Origin of the sequence: Mesorhizobium sp. M5C.F.Cr.IN.023.01.1.1 (assembly GCF_003997585.1) — a bacterium.
Lineage (GTDB): Bacteria > Pseudomonadota > Alphaproteobacteria > Rhizobiales > Rhizobiaceae > Mesorhizobium > Mesorhizobium wenxiniae.
This window is the reverse complement of sequence record NZ_RZSU01000078.1, coordinates 15,212-31,274: the sequence shown is the minus strand read 5'-3', so window position 1 is coordinate 31,274 and position 16,063 is coordinate 15,212. Positions and strand designations below refer to the sequence as shown.

Annotated in this window: 14 protein-coding genes; 5 read left to right on the top strand and 9 right to left on the bottom strand. The window is 61.1% G+C overall.

All coding sequences use genetic code 11. The annotated features are described in order from the left end of the window. Positions 1-784, top strand: a 784-nt coding sequence (locus EOA78_RS25545; RefSeq protein ID WP_164783933.1) for a diacylglycerol kinase family protein, incomplete at its 5' end; no start/stop codon positions are given. 221 nt (positions 785-1,005) lie between these two features. Here the strand turns inward: EOA78_RS25545 and EOA78_RS25540 are convergent. The 4 genes from EOA78_RS25540 to EOA78_RS25525 form a co-directional block, all read right to left on the bottom strand. Then, a complete protein-coding gene (locus tag EOA78_RS25540; protein ID WP_127317535.1) occupies positions 1,006-2,217 on the bottom strand; it encodes a mandelate racemase/muconate lactonizing enzyme family protein in 1,212 nt (403 codons plus the stop codon). Continuing rightward, positions 2,214-3,830 carry a GMC family oxidoreductase N-terminal domain-containing protein gene (locus tag EOA78_RS25535; RefSeq protein ID WP_127317534.1) on the bottom strand — a complete coding sequence of 539 codons (1,617 nt, stop codon included), beginning with the start codon at positions 3,828-3,830 and terminating at the stop codon, positions 2,214-2,216. Before EOA78_RS25535 ends, EOA78_RS25540 begins: the two co-directional genes overlap by 4 nt. A 346-nt stretch (positions 3,831-4,176) precedes the next feature. Next, the gene (locus EOA78_RS25530; RefSeq protein ID WP_127317533.1) at positions 4,177-4,605 is read right to left on the bottom strand and encodes a nuclear transport factor 2 family protein; all 429 of its coding nucleotides are present in this window, start codon (positions 4,603-4,605) and stop codon (positions 4,177-4,179) included. A gap of 601 nt (positions 4,606-5,206) precedes the next feature. After that, a complete protein-coding gene (locus tag EOA78_RS25525) occupies positions 5,207-5,800 on the bottom strand; it encodes an SMI1/KNR4 family protein (protein WP_164783932.1) in 594 nt (197 codons plus the stop codon). A 177-nt stretch (positions 5,801-5,977) separates the two neighbouring features. Here EOA78_RS25525 and EOA78_RS25520 point away from each other — a divergent pair, with 177 nt between their 5' ends. Next, entirely contained in the window at positions 5,978-6,373 is a 396-nt protein-coding gene (locus tag EOA78_RS25520; RefSeq protein WP_091579483.1) for an acyl-CoA thioesterase, read from the top strand. A 446-nt stretch (positions 6,374-6,819) separates the two neighbouring features. Here EOA78_RS25520 and EOA78_RS25515 read toward each other — a convergent pair whose 3' ends face one another. Beyond that, positions 6,820-7,188: a helix-turn-helix domain-containing protein gene (locus EOA78_RS25515; protein ID WP_164783931.1), complete on the bottom strand. Its 369-nt coding sequence runs from the start codon at positions 7,186-7,188 to the stop codon at positions 6,820-6,822. 91 nt (positions 7,189-7,279) lie between these two features. Here EOA78_RS25515 and EOA78_RS25510 point away from each other — a divergent pair, with 91 nt between their 5' ends. After that, positions 7,280-7,885: an NADPH-dependent FMN reductase gene (locus tag EOA78_RS25510; RefSeq protein ID WP_065011992.1), complete on the top strand. Its 606-nt coding sequence runs from the start codon at positions 7,280-7,282 to the stop codon at positions 7,883-7,885. A 63-nt stretch (positions 7,886-7,948) separates the two neighbouring features. Here EOA78_RS25510 and EOA78_RS25505 read toward each other — a convergent pair whose 3' ends face one another. After that, complete coding sequence (locus EOA78_RS25505) at positions 7,949-8,356, bottom strand: helix-turn-helix domain-containing protein (RefSeq protein ID WP_127317530.1); 408 nt, start codon at positions 8,354-8,356, stop codon at positions 7,949-7,951. Between the two features lie 97 nt (positions 8,357-8,453). Here EOA78_RS25505 and EOA78_RS25500 point away from each other — a divergent pair, with 97 nt between their 5' ends. Continuing rightward, on the top strand, positions 8,454-9,434 hold the full coding sequence (locus tag EOA78_RS25500; protein ID WP_127317529.1) for a zinc-binding dehydrogenase: 981 nt from the start codon (positions 8,454-8,456) through the stop codon (positions 9,432-9,434). A 413-nt stretch (positions 9,435-9,847) separates the two neighbouring features. After that, on the top strand, positions 9,848-11,446 hold the full coding sequence (locus tag EOA78_RS25495; protein WP_127317528.1) for an ABC transporter substrate-binding protein: 1,599 nt from the start codon (positions 9,848-9,850) through the stop codon (positions 11,444-11,446). A gap of 137 nt (positions 11,447-11,583) precedes the next feature. Here the strand turns inward: EOA78_RS25495 and EOA78_RS25490 are convergent, their stop codons facing one another. From EOA78_RS25490 to otnI, 3 genes are all read right to left on the bottom strand, one after another. Continuing rightward, positions 11,584-13,773, bottom strand: coding sequence for an adenylate/guanylate cyclase domain-containing protein (locus tag EOA78_RS25490; RefSeq protein WP_127317527.1), 2,190 nt, complete (start codon positions 13,771-13,773; stop codon positions 11,584-11,586). A gap of 185 nt (positions 13,774-13,958) precedes the next feature. After that, on the bottom strand, positions 13,959-15,236 hold the full coding sequence (gene otnK, locus EOA78_RS25485) for a 3-oxo-tetronate kinase (RefSeq protein WP_127317526.1): 1,278 nt from the start codon (positions 15,234-15,236) through the stop codon (positions 13,959-13,961). Then, positions 15,233-16,051: a 2-oxo-tetronate isomerase gene (gene otnI, locus EOA78_RS25480; protein ID WP_127317525.1), complete on the bottom strand. Its 819-nt coding sequence runs from the start codon at positions 16,049-16,051 to the stop codon at positions 15,233-15,235. Before otnI ends, otnK begins: the two co-directional genes overlap by 4 nt. Positions 16,052-16,063: the final 12 nt, after the last annotated feature.

The following is a 16,063-nucleotide window of genomic DNA, read 5'->3' as shown; positions in this document are numbered from 1 at the left end:
TGCCGCCAGCGGCTTCGACCTGGTGATCGCGGCGGGCGGCGACGGCACCGCCAGCGAAGTCGCCGACGGGCTGCTGCAGGCGTTTGCGGAAGGCGGCCGGACGGCCGAGCTCGGCCTGCTGCCTTGCGGCGCCGGCATCGATTTCGCCCGCGGGCTCGGCCTTTCGGGCGAGGTCGACCTGACGCTGAGGCGCATCGCCGGTGCCAAGGCCCACAAGGTCGATGCCGGCCGCATCTCCTATGTCGATGACCATGGCGCGCTGGCCAGCCGCCATTTCATCAACATCGCCAGCCTCGGGCTTTCGGGCGCCACCGACCGCGCGGTCAACGCCGACAAGCGCAAGGGCAAGGTGTCGGCCAAGGCGCTGTTCTACTGGCGCACCGTGTGGGAATTCATGCGCTACCGGTTCCAGGACGTTGTGATCACCGTCGACGACGGCGACCCGGTCGAAGCGCGCGTGGCGCTGGTGGCGGTGGCCAACGGAAAATTCTTCGGCGGCGGCATGATGATCGCGCCGGATGCCGAACTGGACGACGGTCAATTCGACATCGTCATCCTGCGTGCGGCCGGCAAGCTGAAACTGATCTGGGATATCCGTCTGCTCTATGGCGGGCGGCATCGCAACCATTCGGCGATCACCATTTTGCGCGGCAAGAAAGTGGTTGTCGAACCCCTCGGTGATGCGCAAAAGAACGCCGCGCTGGTCGACGTAGACGGCGAATCCCCCGGGCGCATACCGGCGACCTTCGAGATCCTACCCGGCGCGCTGACGCTCAGATATTGAATCAAGGTGTTTAGACTTTGATTCAGGTCCTTTGGGGTGCTATTCCGACGATCCAGCCAATATGCTGGAATCGCTTGATAATCCACCTGTGTATCAGGTCTCGCTCTGCCGGGAAAAGCCCGGCGTCCTTGCGTGCGAATACGCCTCACCCGTTTGCGCAGCAAACCGGTCAGGACGTTTCTGAAGAGACCGGGACGTTCGAGAAATTCCTGCTCGACAGCTCACGGCATCAATGGCGTCTGCATCATCTGCAGATGCAGGTCATTGCCGGTCCAGGGATGCGCCTCGCAGACGGCTTCGTCGAGTTCGACGCCAAGGCCTGGTTCCTTCGACGGAATGACGTTGCCGTCCTGCCATTCGATCTTTTTCTTCAGCAGCTTTTCGTGAAAGCCGTCCCACTGCTTCAGCGATTCCAGGATGAGGAAGTTGGGCAAGGTCACGGCAAGCTGGATGTTGGCCGCACCGACGATCGGTCCGCAATAGCAGTGCGGGGCGACCTGGATATGATAGGCCTCGGCCATGGCGGCGATCTTCTTGGTTTCGAGAATGCCGCCGGAGCGGCCGAGGTCGGGCTGCAAAATGGTCGCCGCGCGGTTCTCGATGACACGGGCGAACTCGAACTTGGTCGTCAGCCGTTCGCCGGTGGCGATCGGGATCGACGTGCCACGCGCCACCTGCGCCATCACTTCGGGCATGTCGGGCGGCACCGGCTCCTCGAACCACAGCGGGTCGTAAGGTTCGATGGCGCGGGCCATGCGCAGCGCGCCCGACGCGGTGAACTGGCCATGCGTGCCGAACAGGATGTCGGCTCTTGTGCCGACCGCCTCGCGGATCGCCTTGATCATGCGGGCGGAGAGGTCGATGTCGACGAGACGCGGCTGGTGTCCGTCAAAGGCGGTGTAGGGGCCGGCCGGGTCGAGTTTGACCGCGTTAAAACCCTGCTCGACATATTCGAGCGCGCATTCGGCCGCCATATCAGGGTCGTTGTAGACGTTCTTGCCGCGCGCGTCCTCCGAATGGACGCTGCCGCTGTGCGGGTAGAGGTAGGTATAGGAACGCAGCGTTTCGTTTACCTGGCCGCCGAGCAGCTTGTAGACCGGCTTCCCGGCCTCCTTGCCGATAATGTCCCAGCATGCGATTTCGAGCGCCGAAAAACAGCCCATGCCGGACACGTCGGGGCGCTGGGTGAAGCCGGACGAATAGGCACGGCGGAAGAAGTTTTCGATGTCGTGCGGGTCTCGGCCGACGATATAGCGCTCGGCCATGTCCTCGATCATCTTCGCGGTGACATGACCCGAGAAGGTGGCGTTATAGGCCTCGCCATAGCCGACCACGCCGCCGTCGGTGGTGAGCTTGACGAAGATGAAATACTTGCCGCCGATGCCGGGCGGCGGATTGCCGACAACCCAGGTCTTTACGTCGGTGATTTTCATTTTTGATCCTCCAGAACCAGTTCGGCACCCTTCCATCCGGTCACGATCGAGGCGGCGTTGGTGTTGCCGGTGATGTTATCGGGAAAGATCGAGGCATCGATGACGCGCAAGCCGGCGAGGCCGTGAACCCGCAGGCGCGGGTTGACGACGGCGCGCGCAGCGTCCGGTCCCATGCGACATGTCGAGACCGGGTGGTAGACAGTGCCTGAACGTTTCCTGAAATCCTGAATGAGATCCGCGTCGGACTTGATTGATGGGCCCGGCAAAACCTCTTCCTCGATGATGTCGGCCATCGCCGGCATGGAAGCGATCTTCCTCACGAACTTCACCGCCGCCAGCATTTCGGCGACGTCCGCTTCGGTCGAGAAGGCATTGGCGACGATCTTCGGATAGTCGCGCGGATTGCTGGAGCGGATCATGATCTCGCCACGGCTCGATGGACGGCAGTTGGACAGGCCGATGGAAAAGCCCGGCCACGGATCTGGCGTCAGGATCGGGCGCTCCCCGCCCTTCGGGATGACGGTCGAAAACGCCTGGAAATAGAGCTGCATATTGGGCCGCGAAAGAGCCGGGTCGGTGCGGAAGAAGCCTCCTGCATTGTTCATCGACAGCGACAGCGGGCCGGAGCGCATAAGGATGTATTGCATGCCGACCATGAGCTTGCCCCACCAGGGACGCAGGATCTGGTTGAGCGTCGGCAGCCTGCCCTTGAAAGTGTAGTTGATGCCGACATGGTCCTGCAGGTTCGCGCCGACATTCTCATTGGCGTGAATGACGGGAATACCGAGCGCTCCAAGGAGCGCCGAGGGACCGATGCCGGAAAGCTGCAGCAATTGAGGCGAGTTGATCGAGCCGCCCGACAGAATGACTTCGTGGCCGGCGCGGGCAGTCTTCGTCTCGCCGTTCTGGAGATATTCGATCCCGACGGCGCGCTTGCCCTCGAACAGGATTCTGGTTGCCAGCGCATTCATCTCGACGCGGACATTTTTTCGCTTCATCGCCGGGCGCAGGAAGGCACGGGCGGCCGACATGCGGCGGCCGTTTTTGGTGGTGATCTGATAGATGCCGACGCCTTCCTGGGAGGCGCCGTTGAAATCCGGGTTGAATGGCAGGCCGGCCTGATTGGCGGCCGCCAGATAGCGCTTGGTCAGCGGATGGACCGAGGTCGAGCAGTCGGTGATATGCAGCGGACCGCCAACCCCGCGCCATCGATCGGCGCCGGCCTGATTGTCCTCGAGCGCCTTGAAGGCAGGCAGGAGATCGTCGAAGCCCCAGCCGGGATTGCCGGCCGCTGCCCAAGCGTCGAAATCCTCGCGCGCGCCCCTAATCCAGACCATGGCGTTGATCGAGCTCGAGCCGCCGAGCAGCCTGCCGCGCGGCCAGTGGTCGACATTGCCGGCGAGGCCGGGGTCCGGCTCGGTCTTGTAGTTCCAGTTGACCGCCGGGTCGAAGAAGGTCTTGCCGTAGCCGAGCGGCATCTGCACGTAGAAGCGCCGATCGGTGCCGCCGGCTTCGAGCACCAGCACCGAGAAGCGGCCCGAGGCCGACAACCTTTCGGCCAGGACCGAGCCGGCCGAACCGGAACCGACGATGATGAAGTCATAGGTCTGCATGGTGGCTGCGCGACGGCTCCGGATTTTTGCTCAACCTAGACGCCGCAAGCTGCCGCGATCACCGGAGCTTCCGGCATCGCCTGTGAAAAAAGCGACCGGCACTTCGTTTGCTTTCGGTGTCCTGCCCGAAGTTGCCTTTGCCTGTGAGCAAGCGGTCCAAGCATCATACGCCATCATCAGCATTTTGCTTGAAATCATAACGCATGATCGGGCGGGCTGGCACCCTGCGAGCGACGACCCTGAACCCGGCGCGACCGAAGGTGGAAACGTATCCACTGCCGGAAGCGCTCGTCGCGATTGGCCCTCAAGTCCTGTTGCTTTCCGCTCGAACGTCGTTCCGGCGACGCTAAGGGGTCAAGTCCAAGGCTGCTGTCCTGCTCCGCATGTCGACGGGGAGGGAAACGTGCTCGTGCGTGATCGTCCATCTGTCTCCAGATCGACGAAATGCATTGCTCACGCGTACCCAGTAGTCGACTTTCGCGTCGGTTTTCAGGGTCCCATGCGCTCGGATAAGCATCCATGCGGCGGCAACCGCGTCGCCGGCCGCAACATCCAGTTGGCCAAGCTCCTGGCCAATCGGACCAGACCAGCGGGGAAACCAATCCAGGAACCGCTCGCGAAGGGCGTTGGATCCCACATACCGAAGCGGCGGTACGAGGTCGAAATAGACTATGTCGTTGGAGTAAAGGGACATAAGCCACTCGATGTCTTTGGCGCCCATGGCAGCCGATCGACTCTCCAGCAGTTCCCTGATCGCGGCTTCAATGCCTGGCATCGTCTCCTCCAACTCATCATTTCGCCCGCTTGCCGGGTCTGAGGCTGTCCTCCCATGTTGTCTTCAAGGTAGCCACCGATGGTGCTCCCCGACAACCAGCGTTCACCACTTGAAACGATAACGGAAATCATCCTGGCGCGGCGAGGCGAGAATCCGATGGAAACATGCATGGCGACGCCATAAGCGCCGAGACCTCCCGCGGTCGGCCTCACCCGTTACGCGATCATCGGCAACGGACGGCTCAATTGAGCCCATAGCCGAATTTCAAACTGCGACATTGCCGGCTGGCGGCGCGTTGACGCATCCTCGCCATCCCGATACGGGATCGGGACAATCGATCTCGAAGGGATTTGGCGCATGGTGCATTATGCGGACGGCCGGCCGCTCGGCTCGAGCACCAGCACCGAGAAGCAGCCCGAGGCCGACAGTTTGTCCGCCAGTACCGAGCCGGAGCCGACGATGATGAAATCAAAACTCTGCATGATTGGTGTTGGCAGCTCCGCAAAGCTCAGCGCAGCCTAGACGCGACGGCTTCCCCGCGTCCCGCCTTCCGGCATGCGTTGTGAAAAATGCGACCGGGAATATTCGGTTTGGATGGCGCTCAGTTACCAGATTCGCGTCTGCGCCCATCCGGGTTGAACAGCGCCGCCTCCTCATTGGCTTCTTCCAACAGGAAGGCGAAAACGCTCGAGTAGGATTTGACGTCACTCTCCCAGCGAAAGACGCTTCCGTCCGGATTCATGCCAATTAAATTTCTATTATCTCCGAGCGAACCAATAAAGATAACATCGTCCGGTGCGCTGATTGGGCGTCTCTGTACATTCGGTACCAGTATGGAGAAGGGTTGCTGGCCCGCTTCCACCAGATTTGTGCGTGACCAGCTACGTCGGAGCCCATATATATTCAAATAATTCGCAAACAGACCTATGCCGTTATGGAGCATGAGAAAACAACGGAAATTATCTGGAAGTCGGTCCGAAAGTTCAGTCTCCATCTGCTCAATTCCGGTGGCGCCAAGTGGTGCATACAACTGATGCAGATACGCTTCAGGCGCGCGATGTGGCGTATGGCCGACCCACTCCGTTCCATCCGGATATGTCTTGTAACCGAGACTTTTCCATCCATCGACCAATGCCCGGATTTCTCTGTAAGCACGAGCGTCTTCTTCGTTTGACCATTCTTCCTGCGTGCGCATGCTTTTAGCGGCTCCCTGAGATAACTGGACCGATCGGTTGTCCATCGATGACGTTGCGCAGTCTACTCTTAGTGCATGCGCCGCGCAGCATGCCCGCCAACACAGGTGAGAGGGTGCGTTGACGTATAATCATCGCCTCGCTACGGGATCGGGACAATCGATCTCGAGGGGATTTGCATGGTGCATTACGCGGACGGCCGGCCAATCGGCGATCTGACGCTGCGCACGCTCGCCATGCCATCGGACGCCAATGCGGCGGGCGATATCTTCGGCGGCTGGGTGATGGCGCAGATGGATCTGGCCTGCGGCATCCGCGCCGCCGAGCGTGCCAAGGGCCGCGTGGTGACGGCGGCGGTGAAGGAGATGTCGTTCGCCAAGCCGATGAAGATCGGCGACACGCTTTGCATCTACACCCATGTCGAACGCGTCGGCCGCACCTCGATGACGCTCAAGGTCGAGGCGTGGGCGCAGCGCTATCTCTCCGACCTGATGGAGAAGGTCACCCATGCCGATTTCGTCATGGTCGCGCTGGACGGCGAAGGCAAGCCGAAGGCCGTTCCGGCCGAAAGCTGATCGACTGGATTTTCGAAGCCCGAATTGACTGGCCGTCCCTAGTAGCTTTGCACAGGGGATTTGGCGGGTTAGAGGCCTGTCGGCAGCCAAGATTTCATCGTTCGTGTCGGTGGACCATCATAGACATTCGGGATTGGCCGAAGCCTCCCCAACTTCGTCATCCCAGGGCGAAGCAGGAGCGAAGCTCCGTCGCGCAGACCCTGGGATCCATGCCGTAACCTTAGCCGAAGAGTGCAGCGGAACAGAATTCTGCACCGCAGCCGCGCTCTGCAGTCGCGGCATGGATCCTGGGGTCTGCGCCGCGTCGCTTCGCTCCTTGCTCCGCCCCAGGATGACGAAGCGATGGGGCGTTTGCGCTAATCGCCAAGGCATGCGGTCCGTCAACACAAGCACATCCGACCCGTCAAAACTTCCGCGCTGCTCTGAACCCTTGCAATGCAAAGGTTTCAGGCGTGCATGCCGTCAAACCTTTCGCGCGTGGCCTTGACCCGCTCGGTGTTCTTGCGCGCCCATTCGCCGAGCGCACCGACCGGCACAAGAAGCTCGTAGCCAAGATCGGTCAGCTCATAGTCGACGCGCGGCGGAATGGTCGGAAACACGGTGCGGGTGACGAAGCCGTCGCGCTCAAGCCCGCGCAACGTGGTGGTCAGCATCTTCTGCGAAATGCCGCCGACGGCGCTGCGCAATTCGTTGAAGCGCAGCGGCCCGTCACCGAGCTTGCCGACGACGAGTACGGTCCATTTGTCGCCGACGCGCTGCAGGATTTCCGAGATGGCGCGGCAGTCCTCGGTGCGGTGCGGGTGCCTTGGTAACAAAAAGATGCCTCCTTGCGCCTCGTGAGTGCAGTCACTCATATAGCTCAGGTATCTAAACGATACCAGAAATTTGCCTGAAGGAGAGCCCTCTATGTCCAAACCCAAAATCGCCATTGTCGTCGGTTCGACCCGCGCCGCACGATTTGCCGACGTTCCGACCCAGTGGATCGCCAAGATCGCCAAGTCGCATGCCGACATCGACGTGGAGGTGGTCGATCTGCGCGACTTCCCGCTGCCGTTTTTCGACGAGGTCGCATCGTCCGCCTGGGCGCCGTCGCAGAATGAAGTGGCAAAGCGCTGGCAGAAGAAGGTCGCCGAGTTCGATGGCTTCATCTTCACCGCCGCCGAATACAACCATGGCCCGACCGCCGTGCTGAAGAACGCGATCGACTACGCCGCCAATGAATGGAACAAGAAGCCGGCCGGCTTCGTCGGCTATGGCAGCGTCGGCGGCGCACGGGCCGTCGAGCAGCTGAGGCTGCATGCGGTTGAGCTGCAGATGGCGCCGGTCAAGTCCGCCGTCCATATTGCCTGGGCCGATTTCCTCGCCGTCAGGCAAGGTGAGAAGAAGCTCGACGAGCTTGAGCACCTGAACCAGGCGGCAACCGCGCTGGTCAATGACGTTGCCTGGTGGGCAAAAGTGCTGAAGGCGGCGCGTCAGGCCGACGCCGTGGCCGAGGAAGTCAAGGCGGCCTGAACCGCAGACCAGAACAATCCTCCCAAGGATTCCGGGGCGGCGCTTGCGTCGCCCCTTTTTGATTCAGGCTAGGGCTGGCTGCCGCGCCTGCCGGGGCCTGATGATGCAATCGGCAAGGCGGTTCATTTCGTTCAGCTCATCCGCATGGTGCTGGCCCCACTCGCAGAGCGCCAGAAGAATAGGCTCGAGGCTAAGGCCGAGCCGCGTCGCCGAATATTCGACGCGTGAGGGAATTTCGGCAAAGATCTCGCGTCTGACAAGACCGTGTTCCTCCATTTCACGAAGCTGCTGGATCAGCACTTTCTGGGTGATATCGGGCACCAGCGTCTTCAGCACCGACAGCCGCCGGGGGCCGTCGAAGAGATGGTAGAGAATAACGGCCTTCCATCGGCCCGAGATCACTTTCAGGGCCTGTTCCGCCGGCAGCAGAGGCAGCCTCTTGGTTGGCAGCCTTTTGGTCGGCTTGGCCATGGTCACCTCCTGGTCAGCAGGGGACAAATGAGTGTGTAGTCGCGATCAGGCAGATAGTGGCAAACAGCATCCGATGCCATAGCGATGGGTGCATGCCATGAGAGCCATTCAACTGAAGCGTTTCGGCGGTCCCGACGTCCTCGACGTCGTCGAAATGCCGAAGCCGCTGCCGGAGGCCGGCGAAGTGCTGATCCGTGTTCGCGCGGCCGGAGTGAATTTCTTCGAAGTGCTGATGCGCGGGCATCGATACGCGGTCACGCCGGACTTGCCTGTCATTCTCGGCGTCGAGGCTGCCGGGACCGTGGAGGAACTTGGTCAAGGGGTCGACGCCTCCCTGACGGGGACACGCGTCGCGGCGCCGCTGTTCGCTTCGAAGCGCCCGTTTGGCGGCTATGCCGAGTATGTGACGATCGACGCAAAGCTGGCCGTTCCTCTGCCGGACATACTCTCATTCGAAGACGCGACAGCGTTGATGGTGCAGGGGCTGACGGCTTTTCATCTGCTGCGGCAAAGCCCGCCCGCCGGCAAATCGGTGCTGGTCACTGCAGCCGCGGGCGGTGTCGGCTCGTTGCTTGTCCAGCTCGCCAAACGCCAGGGCGCCAGCACCGTGATCGCGGTCGCCGGCAGCAGGGCCAAGCTCGATCTTGCCCTGTCGCTTGGAGCCGACGCCGCGGTCGACTACAGCACGTCGGATTGGCCCGCGCGTGTCCGGGAAGCGGCAGGCGGCGCCGGCGTCGATGTCGTCTACGACATTGTCGGCGGCCCGATGACGGCGGCGTCGCTGCAGGCTCTCGCGCCTTGCGGAGAGTTGGCCTTTGCGGCGCTGGGCAGGTACGCGATCGGCGCTGCGGAACTGGAAGCGATGATCACCCGAAACCAGTCCCTGCGAGGTTTTGCCTTGGTTCCGCTGCTCTCTGCCGACGGCCTAAGGGCCAGCCTGTTGGAGCTTTTCCACCTGGCCGCCAGCGGCCAGCTTGCCGTGACGCAAGGCGGCCGCTATCCGCTCGACCAGGCAAACGAAGCGCATCGCCTGCTGGAGGAGCGACGCTCGACCGGCAAGGTCGTCTTAATACCTTAGAGCAATTCCAGCAAAAGTGTGAACGGTTTTCCCTCCGGAATTGCGCAAAAACAAAGAGATAGAGCGGTTCGGCGTTTCCGTGAAACGATGAACCGCTCTCTTAGTTGTCGACGATTAACTGCGCACAGGCCAATCGTGGAACCTGTCCGCTTTGCGCCCAAAAGTCGGCCCATGCCGCGGCTGCGGTGGACGTCGCGGTTGCGCCATTTCGAGACCTCCGAGCAATCGCCGGCAATGTCACACTTCGGACCGAAAGCGGCTGCCCGGTCAATAGGAGACCCTGAGTGCTCCGTCGCCGAGAAATTCGGCCTTTTTGCCGGACCGGCCCTCCCCCCAACGTTGACGGGGGACTCGTTCTCATGAGACGGTCCCTTTCGGGAGGAGAGACGGCTCCAAGGTGGAGCACAAGGACAATGACCGAACGTGAAGTGAAGCTGGCCGAGGCCGCGAAGCTGGTGCGGCGCGGCAAGGTCTTGCGGCGTGATCTCATCCAACTGGCGTTGGCCGCAGGCCTGACGCTGCCGGTGGCGAATGTGATGTTCGTCGGGGTCGTGCGCTCCGAACCCAAGAAGGGCGGCACCTTGAAGATCGGCATCGGCGATGCCGCCGCCACCGATTCACTGGACCCGGGTAGTACCAACGTCAACCAGTTCACCGGCACCGCGCTATTCGGAACCTTGTCGAATGGCCTGACCGAGATCGATTCCAAGGGCAACGTGGTCCCCGACCTCGCCGAGAGCTTTGAGCCGTCAGACGGCGCCAAGAAGTGGGTGTTCAAACTTAGGAGAGGAGCCACCTTTCACAATGACAAGACGGTTACCGCCGACGATGTCGTGGCCTCTGTCAGGCATCATAACGTCGAGGGCACGAAATCGGTGATGAAATCGCTCTTGGCTTCGGTCAAGAATGTCGTCGCCGACGATAGCGAGACGGTGGTGTTCGAACTCGACGGCGGCAATGCCGACTTCCCCTACATCATGTCGGAGATCCCGGTCATGCCGGCGAAAGAGGGCGGCGTCGACTGGGAGTCGGGCATCCGCACCGGCCCCTATATGCTCGAGAAATTCGAGCCCGGCGTCATCGCCACCTTCAACAAGAACCCGAACTATTTCAAATCCGACAAGGGCTGGTTCGACCGTGTCGAATGCCTGGCGATCAATGATGTAACGGCGCGCACCAACGCGCTCTACACCGGCGAGGTCCACTACATGGATCGCTGCGATCTGAAGACGCTCGACATTCTGAAGCAGAACCCCGATCTCGTGATCTTGGAGACGACGGGCTACGGCCACTACGTCTATGTCATGAACGTCCAGAAAGCGCCCTTCGACAATCCCGATGTGCGTAATGCGATCAAGTACTCGCTCAATCGCGACGAGATCGTGCAGAAGGTGTTTCTCGGCCACGGCGCCATCGGTAACGACAATCCGATCGCACCGACCGTCAAGTTCGCGATCGATCCGCAGCCGAAGCACGTCTACGACCCCGACATGGTCAAGAGCCTCCTCAAGAAGGCGGGGGCCGAGAACACCCGGTTCGACCTGTCGGTCGCGGATGCCGCCTTCGCGGGTGCGACCGACTCCGCTCTCCTTTGGCAGGAGCATGCCCGGGCGACCGGGCTCAACCTGAATGTGATCAGGGAGCCCAGTGACGGCTATTGGAACAATGTCTGGCTCAAGAAGCCGTTCTTCGCCTCTTACTGGGCAGGCCGGCCGACGTGCGACTGGATGTTCACCGTCGCCTATGCGGCGGAAGCGGTGTGGAACGAAACGTTCTGGAAAAATCCGCGCTTTAATGAGCTGCTCGTCGCCGCCCGCTCGGAGACCGACGATACCAAGCGTGCCGGCATGTATGCCGAAATGCAGCAATTGCTGCATGACGACGGCGGGCTGGTGAACCTGGTCTTCAACTCCTATGTCGATGCCCACACCAAGGCTCTCGCCCATGGCGAGGTGGCCTCGAACTGGCCGATGGACGGGGAGAAGATCGCCGAACGCTGGTGGTTCGCCTAGGCCGTGCTCATAAATTGGGATGGCGGACTGGACGCGTTTGATGTCTCCTTGTCTCACAAAAGCGGCTCCGGAGCGGACATCGCAGCAGGTCCGAGTTGGGCCACAAGCGGAAATCGCCGGCGCGCGTCCAGTGTCCATCAATTGCCTCTGATCTTGGACAACGCGTCCTTTGCGTAAATACCAACCAGAGTTTCATTCTGGAGTGCCACGAGCGCAGGTATCGCAGCTTGTGCCGGAGGCCCGATCTTGCCCAGCGCCTCGATGGCGTCCCGGCGGAGATACTCAACCTTGAGCGTTTCAACCAGAGCCGGAACGACTTGTGACGCCGCTGGTCCAAACCAGCCCAGTCGCTTTGCTGCATATTGCTGGGAAAAGGGATTGCCGGTCTCAAGCTCTGCTTCCAGGCTCGTAACGGTGACGTCCAGCGGCAGCGCGGCGACACGGACACCGTCATTCAGGCGCTCCCGGACGCTTGCGTGTTCATAATCCCATTTGAACGAGAGGTGTAAGGTGTCGGGAAGGTTTTCGAGCCCTTTCTGGTCTAAACCCGGTCGGAACTTCAGTAGCATTTGTCTCGCTTCTTCCCGGCGACCGAGTTGCGCCAGCACGGAACTGAAAGGTAGAAAGAGCGCAGTTGCGTCTGGGTTTCGCCTGACGCCTTCTCCGAACACCTCAGCCGCTTGTTTCAGATCGCCCATTGCAAAAAGCGCCAATCCACGCGCGAGAACGTAGTGGCTTGGATAGTTCGGGTTGAGCCGCATGGCGGTCGCGACGAAATTCAGCGCCTCTGCAGGTTCGCCTGAGATCGTCAGCGCCCAAGCCGTTGCGATGTGTGCCTCGGGGTCGTTGGGGTCCAATGCAATCGCTCGACCGGCATTCCTGCGTGCGTCTTCGGCCAGACCTTGAAAAACGTCCCGCAATGCCTCGACCGTGTAAGACAGTGACGTTGGATATTTCTTGGCCAGCTCTACGTAATCGTGAGCTCCCCACCAGAAATATGGTTCGTCCCTACCGAGTTCTTTACCCCAGAGTGAGTCAACGGCGCGGAAGTAAGCCAGCGCCAGGGCGGCATAAGCTCGCCCATATTCGGGATCCAGTTCGGTTGCTTTTTTCAAGGAAGTGATGGCGGCAGCTGTGTCCTTTGCGTTGTATCGGAGATAAAGGCTCCAACCCTCTTCGAAAGCTTCCTTGGCTGCAATGTTGTCCGGCTTGGCGCGGGCAATTTCCGTTTTTTCGGTGGTGGTGAGATTGACCTTCAACGCTTCGACGATCTTTGCGACAAAAACGTCCTGGACCGCAAAAATATCGGCGACGTTTCCATCGAACCTGTCCGCCCACACATGCCCGCCGGAGAGGGTATCGATGAGCTGGGCGTTGACTCGCACCTGCTCGCCGGCGCGCCGTACGCTCCCCTCGAGAACGTAACGCACGCCAAGTTCCTCGGCGACCTGACTGATTTTCACCGGCTTGCCGCGGTAAGCGAATGTCGAGTTTCGCGCGATTACGAAGAGGCCGGAAACCTTGGAAAGGTCGGTAATCAAGTCATCGGTCATGCCATCAGTAAAGGTCTCTTGCCCCGCCTCGTTGGACATATTGGTGAACGGCAACACAGCGATGGATGGCTTGTCAGGCAGCGGGAGCACCATTCGTGCCTTCGAGGCCACCTCGACCGGCGGTCCTGAACCGTCCCCAAGCACCTTCCAAAGCGCTACACCTGCGGCGACCAGGATCAGCGCCATCGCCGCGACAGTCAGCCGGCGCCACTCGACATGAGGTTTGCGTTTTGCTGGAACCGTCCCGGATGGGGCGCGTGCCCGCGGGCCTACCCGATACAGGCGAACTGGTTTTTCGATGTTCTTGACTTGTTTTTCACCCAAAAATTCGAAGTCGAAACCCAGCTTTCTCTCGACCTGATCGAATGCCGTTCCCGAAATCAGGACGCCTCCGGGTTCGGCCATTTCTTCCAGTCTCGCCGCGACATTTACGCCGTCGCCATAGATGTCCTGCCCTTCGACAATCACATCGCCAAGGTTTACGCCAATGCGGAATTCGAGCTGTTTTTCCTTCGGCAGCTCGGCGTTGCACTCCGCCATCGTCTCTTGGATTTCGACGGCGCAACTGACTGCATCCACCACGCTGGAGAATTCTACCAGCGCGCCATCGCCCATGAGCTTCACGATGCGCCCCTTATGAGCGATAATTTTCGGATCGATCAGATTCTCGCGGGTGCTCTTGAGGCGCGCCAAAGTATCCGCTTCGTCAGCTTCCATAAGGCGGCTGTAGCCGACGACGTCGGCGGCGAGAATCGCGGCAAGCCTGCGCTGCATGCCAGCTCCAAACGTGAGGCACGCTCGCTGTCATGATAGGCGAGTTTTGCTCCTGAGCCTAGAGGTGCTCAGGTCGGCTTCGGGTCACGTCACGACGACGCCCACACCCATCTGAATGTCCGCTCCTGAAAGATTCGCAGACCGAAGCTTGCCAGTCCGCTCCCGGCCAAGAGCCGCCAAGGCGCTTACGCCATGATGGCTAAAGCGTCCGCGAAAAAGCTTTCGCCGCCGAAATTTCCTGATTTAAGAGCCAACACCATGTCGCCGTGACGACCTCCAATACTGTGCAACACGGGCACGCCCGCAACGATTTCCTGCCCGAGTCCAAATGCGGGAATGGCAAGCCGGTCGACCACCGCGCCGGATGTCTCTCCGCCCGCGACGATCAGGCGGCGCACGCCCCGTTCCACCAGGCCTTCGGCAATCGCCGCAAGGGACTGCTCAATGACTTGGCCGACCGCATCGCGTCCGTAGCGGGTTTGCAGCCTAGATACATCATCCGGCTTCGAGCTGCTGGCGATGATGACGGGAGTTCGGGCCATCCGCTCGGCCGCCCAATCGAGGGCAAGCCTTGCCTCCTCCCGTCCGTTCATAAGCTTTTCCGGATCGAGCCGCAGGACCGGCATTATCTGCTCGGCTTTGGCGATCTGTTGCAAAGTCGCCTGTGAACAGCTTCCGGCAAGAACAGCTGCTGGTCCTGCGACCGGCTTGCCGTACACAGCAGTCCGCTCGTGGCGACGTACGGTGCCCGCTGCGATCAGGCCGCGGGCAAGACCCAATCCCAGACCCGAGGCTCCGATCGACAATCGCTGACGAAGCGCCGCCGCGCCGATTGCTTCGAGGTCGCTCTCGAACACGGCATCGGTGATGGCCGCTCCGTTCCCATCGGAGGCAAGCCGCGCCAGCCGCTCGACGATCGCCTCGGCGCCGCGCGCAACGATTGCGAGATCGACGAGTCCAACCGCCGCAGCACTCTGCCGAGCTAGAACGCGGACCAGGTTGGCATCGTGCATGGGGTTGAGCGGATGATCCTTCAGCGGGCTTTCGTTGAGCGGCGCCGCACCGACGAACAGATTGCCCTGATAGACGGTGCGACCGGTCTGCGGAAAGGCCGGCGTCACCAGCACCGTTGCTTCACCGGCATCGGCGCGCAGGGAATCGAGCACCGGGCCGATATTGCCCGAGTCGGTGGAATCGAAGGTGGAACAGATTTTGTACATGACATGATCGGCGCCGCGCTCGCGCAGCCAGCGATCAGAGGCACGGGCACGTTCGACCGCCTCAGATGCGGCGATCGACCGGATCTTCAGCGAAACGACAATCGCATCGACTTCGGGCAAAGCCAGGTCGTCCGTGGGAATTCCGATGGTCTGGATCGTACGCAGACCCTCTTTGGCCAGCGTGTTCGCCAGGTCCGAGGCACCGGTGTAATCGTCCGCGATGCAGCCGAGCGAGAGCGTCATGGTAGAGCTCCACGCTTGCCACCTGAAATTGGGCGCTGGTGCTCGCCGGTATAGCGCGCGAGCCAGCTGAGCCCGTCGAGCGTCTTGCTCCTCGGCCGGTATTCGCAGCCGACAAAGCCGGCATATCCTAGCCGGTCCAGCTCGTCGAAAATGAAGTGATCATTGAGTTCCCCTGTCGCCGGTTCATGCCGCGAAGGCGCGCTGGCGATCTGGATGTGACCAATGAGCGGCATCACCCGGCGAAGCGCCATGGTGACGTCACCATGCATGATCTGGCGATGGTAGACGTCGAATTGCAGCTTGAGATTGGGTAGCGCCAGGTCGCGGACAAGAGCTTCTGCGAAGCCGAAGTCGTTGAGGAAGTAGCCCGGCATGTCACGGCTGTTGATCGGCTCGATCAGGAGATCGATGCCTCGACCTTCGAGTTTTCCGGCCGCCCAGACAATGGCCTTCCGGTAGGCCTCGACAGCCTCCTTGTCGTCGCGAGAGGCAATCCCCGACATGAGATGGAGGCGCTTGACGCCGGTCGCCTCTGCGTAGGAGAGCGCTGTTTCAACGCCGACCTGAAGCTCGTCGAACCGTTCTGCCAGGGAGGCCAGTCCACGCTCACCGGCAGCCCAGTTACCCGGCGGCAGGTTGAACAGGACCTGGCTAAGACCGTTCCTTGCGAGGCGTTCCGCGATCGCATCGGGGCTATGCTCGTAAGGGAAAAGGAACTCGACCGCTTCGAAGCCGGCATCGGCGGCGGCAGCGAACCGGTCGAGGAACGGCCATTCATTGAACATCATGGTGAGATTGGCGGCGAAGCGGGGCATGGCTGGGTCCGG